6 protein-coding genes and 1 tRNA gene are annotated in these 5,927 nt (G+C 70.2%); 2 read left to right on the top strand and 5 right to left on the bottom strand.

From position 1 onward, the window contains the following. The 3 genes from GH736_RS15645 to GH736_RS15635 form a co-directional block, all read right to left on the bottom strand. Positions 1–541: DMT family transporter (locus GH736_RS15645; protein WP_235934309.1), on the bottom strand; the 541-nt coding region annotated here is incomplete at its 3' end. Between the two features lies 1 nt (position 542). After that, positions 543–615 (bottom strand) — tRNA-Thr (locus GH736_RS15640). 83 nt (positions 616–698) lie between these two features. After that, complete coding sequence (locus tag GH736_RS15635; RefSeq protein ID WP_159604981.1) at positions 699–1,640, bottom strand: DsbA family protein; 942 nt, start codon at positions 1,638–1,640, stop codon at positions 699–701. Between the two features lie 271 nt (positions 1,641–1,911). Between GH736_RS15635 and GH736_RS15630 the strand changes: the two genes are divergently transcribed. Then, on the top strand, positions 1,912–3,012 hold the full coding sequence (locus tag GH736_RS15630) for an ABC transporter ATP-binding protein (protein ID WP_159604979.1): 1,101 nt from the start codon (positions 1,912–1,914) through the stop codon (positions 3,010–3,012). A 115-nt stretch (positions 3,013–3,127) separates the two neighbouring features. Further along, positions 3,128–4,441: a DUF4032 domain-containing protein gene (locus GH736_RS15625; protein ID WP_159604977.1), complete on the top strand. Its 1,314-nt coding sequence runs from the start codon at positions 3,128–3,130 to the stop codon at positions 4,439–4,441. A 26-nt stretch (positions 4,442–4,467) separates the two neighbouring features. Here the strand turns inward: GH736_RS15625 and GH736_RS15620 are convergent, their stop codons facing one another. Both GH736_RS15620 and rlmB read right to left on the bottom strand, forming a co-directional pair. Next, complete coding sequence (locus GH736_RS15620; protein WP_159604975.1) at positions 4,468–5,025, bottom strand: pyridoxamine 5'-phosphate oxidase family protein; 558 nt, start codon at positions 5,023–5,025, stop codon at positions 4,468–4,470. A gap of 49 nt (positions 5,026–5,074) precedes the next feature. After that, a partial coding sequence (rlmB, locus tag GH736_RS15615) for a 23S rRNA (guanosine(2251)-2'-O)-methyltransferase RlmB (RefSeq protein WP_159604973.1) occupies positions 5,075–5,927 on the bottom strand: 853 nt, incomplete at its 5' end.

The following is a 5,927-nucleotide window of genomic DNA, read 5'->3' as shown; positions in this document are numbered from 1 at the left end:
CCGCCCAGCCGACCGCCGCGAGCGCCAGCACGGCACCGACGACGCGGGTGGGAGTGAGCGGGCGCCGGCCGCCCGGGCCCAGTCCGAGCAGGTCGAACACGATGCCGCCGAGGGTCTGGCCCGCCACGATGGCGACCGTGAACAGCGCCACGCCCACGACCGCGACCGAGAGGCCCTGGGTCGTCACGAACCACGCACCGGCGATGCCGCCGAAGAGCATCCACCACGCGATCCGGCGCTCGCGGAGCGCCGTGGCCACCTTGCCGAAGCCGGCCCGGCCCGGCCCCCAGGCCGCGAGCACCACGAGCAGGATCACGAGGCCGCTCCCGAACGAGATGGCCGCCGCCGTGTACGGGTCGTCGAGCGCATGGGCGAGCTGCCCGTTGATGCGCGACTGCACCGCGGTCAGCGCTCCGCAGGCGAGGGCGAACACGATGGCGAGCCACATGGGCAGCCGCGTGCGCTCGACGTGGGCATGCCGGTGCGGGTGCTCGGAGGGTGCGGCGGGCGCCGCGGCATCCGTGCTGGGATTCTCGGTCAAGAGCCGGCTGCGGGACTCGAACCCGCAACCACCGCTTTACAAGAGCGGTGCGCTACCAATTGCGCCAAGCCGGCGAGAGGCGATGCCTCCCCGACATCCTACCGACGGCACGAAGGCCCGGCACGGGCCGGGCCTTCGTGGTCGGACGGGACGCCGACTACTGCGCCGGTGTGGGCGTGGGCGTCGGGGTGGGGGTGGACTCGGAGTCGTTGAACGACTGGCTCGTCGCCTGCAGCACGAACGCCTGGAACTCCTGCGGGTCGTCGAGCGAGCCGCCGTACTGCTGGCCGTTCACGAGCACCGTCGGGGTGCCCGTCACGGACGGCAGCTCGGGGTTGGTGTTCGGGATGGGCTCGGTCAGCGCGCGGTTCGTGGAGTCCTGCACCCAGGCCTTGAACTGCACGTCGTCGATGCACTTCTCGATCGTCGACTGGTTGCTCACGCCGACCTCCTCGGCGAGCGACTTCAGCTCGTCGTCGGTGAGGCCGGTCGACCCCTCCTCGGGCTGGTTCTCGAAGAGGATCGCGTTGTAGTCGAAGAACGAGTCGGGCGACGACTCGGCGACGCACGCGGCCGCGTTGGCGGCGCGCAGCGAGTACTGCGTTCCGGCCGACTTGTTCGTGAGGATCGCGATGGGGTGCACCTCGAGGGTCGCAGCACCCGACTCGACCATGGTGCGCATCGACTCGGAGTTGGTGGCCTCGAACTGGCCGCAGAAGGGGCACAGGTAGTCGACGTAGACGACGATGTTGGCGACCTCGCCGCTGTCGTCGGGCACCGTCGGCGTGGGCGCCTCGCCCGCCGCGAGCGCCGGCGTCTCGACGGCCACGATGCCGCCGCCGTCGCCGGCGGTCAGCAGGATGCCGTCGCTCGCCATGTTCTGCGGACCGGGACCCGCGGGCTTCACGCTCTGGAAGATCAGGGTGCCGACGAGCGCGGCGATGGCGACGACCGCCACGATGATGCCGCCCTGGATCAGGATCTTGTTGCGGCGCTCCCGCTTCTTCTGCTCCTCGCGGAGAACCCTGGCCTTCTCTCGGGCCGCCTCTCTGCGTTCATTTCGGGATGGGCGTGGCTGATTCGATCCGCCGTAGGTCATCGATGGTCACTCCGGTCGCTGTGGGTGCGCGCGCGTATGCATGCGAACGCACCCACGATAGTAGGAAGCATGTCTGGGAATCACCCAAGCGGATGCCGGGTGCGTGCCGTTCCCGGCATGGGAATCACCCGAGTGCCCGGCGCAAGGGGTCCGGCCTCGATTCGGCGGCACCCCTCGCGCATGCGATACTGATGAGGCGTCGACGTCGACGCACTTCCATTCACTACGGATCGTCCGGCACGTACCTGCCGGTGAAGGAGACAGAAGAACCATGGCATCAGTCACGTTCGACAAGGCCACCCGGCTCTACCCCGGTGGCACCCGCCCGGCGGTCGACAAGCTCGACCTGGACGTCGCGGACGGCGAGTTCCTCGTCCTCGTCGGCCCCTCCGGTTGCGGCAAGTCCACGTCGCTCCGCATGCTCGCGGGCCTCGAAGAGGTCAACGAGGGCAACATCTTCATCGGCGACCGCAACGTCACCGACGTGCCGCCGAAGGACCGCGACATCGCGATGGTCTTCCAGAACTACGCGCTCTACCCCCACATGACCGTCGCCGAGAACATGGGCTTCGCGCTCAAGATCGCCGGCGTCGGCAAGGACGAGCGCGCCGCTCGCGTGCTCGAGGCGGCGAAGCTCCTCGACCTCGAGCCCTACCTGGCTCGCAAGCCGAAGGCCCTCTCGGGTGGCCAGCGTCAGCGCGTCGCCATGGGCCGCGCGATCGTGCGCCAGCCGCAGGTGTTCCTCATGGACGAGCCGCTGTCGAACCTCGACGCGAAGCTCCGCGTGCAGACCCGCACCCAGATCGCCTCGCTGCAGCGCCGCCTCGGCGTCACCACGGTCTACGTCACCCACGACCAGACCGAGGCGCTCACCATGGGCGACCGCATCGCGGTGCTGAAGGACGGCATCCTCCAGCAGGTGGGCACGCCGCGCGACCTCTATGAGGCGCCGAACAACGTGTTCGTGGCCGGCTTCATCGGCTCGCCCGCGATGAACCTGTTCCACGCCGACCTCGTCGAGGGCGGGATCATGTTCGGCACCGCCAACGTGCCGGTCGAGCGTGAGGCGCTCGCCGACGCGAGCAGCAAGGTCGCCACGATCGGCGTGCGCCCCGAGGACATCGTCGTGTCGCCGAACGAGGGCGAGGGCCTCGCGGTCGACGTCGACCTCGTCGAGGAGCTCGGCGCCGACGGCTACCTCTACGGGCACTCGACGGTCGAGGGCAAGCGCACGGACATCGTCGCGCGCGTCGACGGCCGCGTGCACCCGAACGCCGGCGACCGCGTGTACCTGACCGCCACGCCGGGCCACGTGCACATCTTCGACTCCGAGTCGGGCCTCCGCCTCAGCAAGAAGCCGATCGTCGCCTGACGTTCCACGCACCACCGGGATGCCGGTCGGGCTTCGGCCCGGCCGGCATCGCCGTCTCCGCGGCCGGCATCGGCGTGTCTGCGGGCACCATCACCGGCGACTACGCTGAACCACGATGAGCGGCTCACTTTCGATCACGTCGGCCATGGCCGATCCGGCACTGCTCGACCTCCCCTGGGACCTCCCGCTGGAGTCCTGGCCGAGCGACACCATCGCCGCGCTGCCGAAGGGCATCTCGCGGCACCTCGTGCGATTCGCGCACCTCGGCGGCCACGTCGTGGCGATCAAGGAGACCACGGCCGAGATGGCCAAGGGCGAGTACGAGATGCTGCGCTTGCTGCAGCGCACCGAGATCCCCTGCGTCGAGCCGGTCGCGGTCATCACCAACCGCACGGATGCCGAGGGCGAGCCGCTCAAGCCGGTGCTCGTTACCCGCCACCTCCGGTTCTCCCTCCCCTACCGGGCGCTCTTCTCGCAGACCCTGCGGCCCGACACCGCGACCAGGCTCATCGACGCCCTGGCCGTGCTGCTCGTGCGCCTGCACATCGTCGGGTTCTTCTGGGGCGACGTGTCGCTCTCGAACACGCTGTTCCGGCGCGACGCGGGCGCCTTCGCCGCCTACCTCGTCGATGCGGAGACCGGCAAGCTCTACGAGGGCGGCCTCTCCAACGGCCAGCGCGAGAACGACCTCGAGATCGCGCGTGTGAACATCGCCGGCGAGCTCCTCGACCTCGAAGCCGGCGGGCGCGTCGCCGACGAGCTCGACCCGGTGCGCATCTCGAACGGCATCGTCGAGGCGTACCGCAGCCTGTGGAAGGAGCTCACGGGCTCCGAATCGTTCTCGACCGCCGAACGCTGGCGCATCAACGAACGGGTGAACCGCCTCAACGACCTCGGCTTCGACATCGAGGAGCTGGCGATCCGCACGGATGACACGGGCACGACGCTCCGCATCCAGCCGAAGGTCGTCGACGCGGGCCACCACCAGCGGCGGCTGCTCCGCCTGACCGGGCTCGACGCGGGCGAGAACCAGGCTCGGCGCCTGCTCAACGACCTCGACTCCTACCGGGCGGCGTACGGCAAGGCCGACCTCGACGAGGAGATGGTCGCGCACGAGTGGCTCATGCGCGTGTTCGAGCCGGTCGTGCGTGCGATCCCCCTCGACCTGCGCGGCAAGCTCGAGCCGGCCGAGGTGTTCCACCAGCTCCTCGAGCACCGCTGGTTCATGGCGCAGCAGGCCGGCCACGACATCCCCCTCGCCGAGGCGGTCACGTCCTACGTCAACCAGGTGCTCCGGCATCGCCGCGACGAGGCCACCGTGCTCGGTCCGCCCACCGGTTCGACGTCGACCATCGAGGTGGTTCCCGAGACCTCCGCGATCGCGGTCGTGGATCCCGACGACGAGAACGACTGGCGCCTCAACGTCTAGCCGCCCGGCCGGCGCCGGCGTCAGGGTCAGAGCGCGACGCTGCGGTTCTCCCCGATGTCGGGCGTCTTGCGCGTGAAGATCGCCGCGGCCGCCTTGACGAGCGAGAACACGCCCGGCTCCGTCTTCGCCCAGTACTCGGCGCCGTCGCCCGTCACCTCGAGCACCGCGATGGTGGGGTCCTCGCGGCCCTGCTCGAACCAGGCCTGTGCGGCCGGGTTCCAGAGTTCGTCGATGAGCGCGTCGTCGCGAACGATGCGCGCGTGGCCCGCGATCGACAGGTAGCCGTTCCTCGAGGCGAACGACACGTTGACGACGGGATCCGCGATGATCTCGCGGGTCTTCTCGCTCGGATCCTGCACGAGGAACCGGATGACGCCGTCGAAGTCGTCCTGCAGCACGGCGAGCGGACGCGCGTGCAGCGTCCCGTCGGCACTGCGGCTGGTGAGCAGCGCCGTGTCGGCACCGGTCACGAGCTTCGCGATGCGCTCGCGCTCCTCCGCGGGGTCGGGCGGCGTCTCGGTGCCGCCCGCAGCGTCGGTCGCGCGCGTGTCGTCGTCTCGGTACTCGTCGATGTTCTGCGTCATGCCTCCGACGCTATGTGCCGCGCCGACGGCGATCGAGGCCTTGACAGCCTCAGACGGCCGACTCGGCCCGCAGCTTCGAGATCTCGTAGAGGGTGACGGATGCCGCGATGCCGGCGTTCAGCGACTCGGTCGACGACTCGATCGGGATCGACACGATCGCGTCGCACGTCTCGGCGACGAGACGGGAGAGGCCCTTGCCCTCGCTGCCGACGACCACGACGATCGGACGCTCCGCCCACGAGAGGCCGGGGAGCGACACGTCGCCGTCGCCGTCGAGTCCGAGCACGAACACCCCGCGCTCCTTCAGGGCCTTGAGCGTCTGCGTGAGGTTCGCGGCCATCGCGACCGGCACCCGAGCCGCCGCACCCGCCGACGTCTTCCATGCGGCGGAGTTCACGCCCACCGAGCGACGTTGCGGCACGATGACGCCCTGGCCGCCGAACGCGCCCGTGGAGCGGAGGATCGCGCCGAGGTTGCGCGGGTCGGTGATGCCGTCGAGCGCGACGAAGAGGGGGGTCTCGTCGCGGGCGAGCACCTCGTCGAGGAGCTCGATCGGGTGGGCGTACTCGTAGGGCGGCACCTTGAGTGCGAGACCCTGGTGCACGCCGCCCTCGCCGGCGAGGCGGTCGAGCTCGGGCCGCATGACCTCGAGCATGGGGATGCCGCGGTTGGTGGCGATCTTCATCGCCTCCTTCACCCGGTCGTCCATCTCGACGCGCGCGGCGACGTAGAGGGTCGTCGCGGGGATACGGGCGCGCAGCGCCTCGACGACGGAGTTACGGCCCGTCACGATCTCGGACTCGTCGCCCGACTTCGACCGTCGTGCTGCGCCGGATGCCCCGCGGGGCGCGCCGGCGCGCTGGCCCTGGCCGGCCACCTTCCCGGGGGCCTTGCCCTTGCCG

It is taken from the genome of Agromyces humi (assembly GCF_009720255.1).
Taxonomy (GTDB): domain Bacteria; phylum Actinomycetota; class Actinomycetes; order Actinomycetales; family Microbacteriaceae; genus Agromyces; species Agromyces humi.
This window is presented reverse-complemented; position numbering and strand designations above follow the sequence as displayed.

Excerpts from the sequence above, each read along its gene's own strand:
- GH736_RS15630 (WP_159604979.1), top strand. The coding sequence starts at position 1,912 with ATGGCATCAGTCACGTTCGACAAGGCCACCCGGCTCTACCCCGGTGGC.
- GH736_RS15625 (WP_159604977.1), top strand. The coding sequence starts at position 3,128 with ATGAGCGGCTCACTTTCGATCACGTCGGCCATGGCCGATCCGGCACTG.
- GH736_RS15620 (WP_159604975.1), bottom strand. The coding sequence starts at position 5,025 with ATGACGCAGAACATCGACGAGTACCGAGACGACGACACGCGCGCGACC.
- GH736_RS15635 (WP_159604981.1), bottom strand. The coding sequence starts at position 1,640 with ATGACCTACGGCGGATCGAATCAGCCACGCCCATCCCGAAATGAACGC.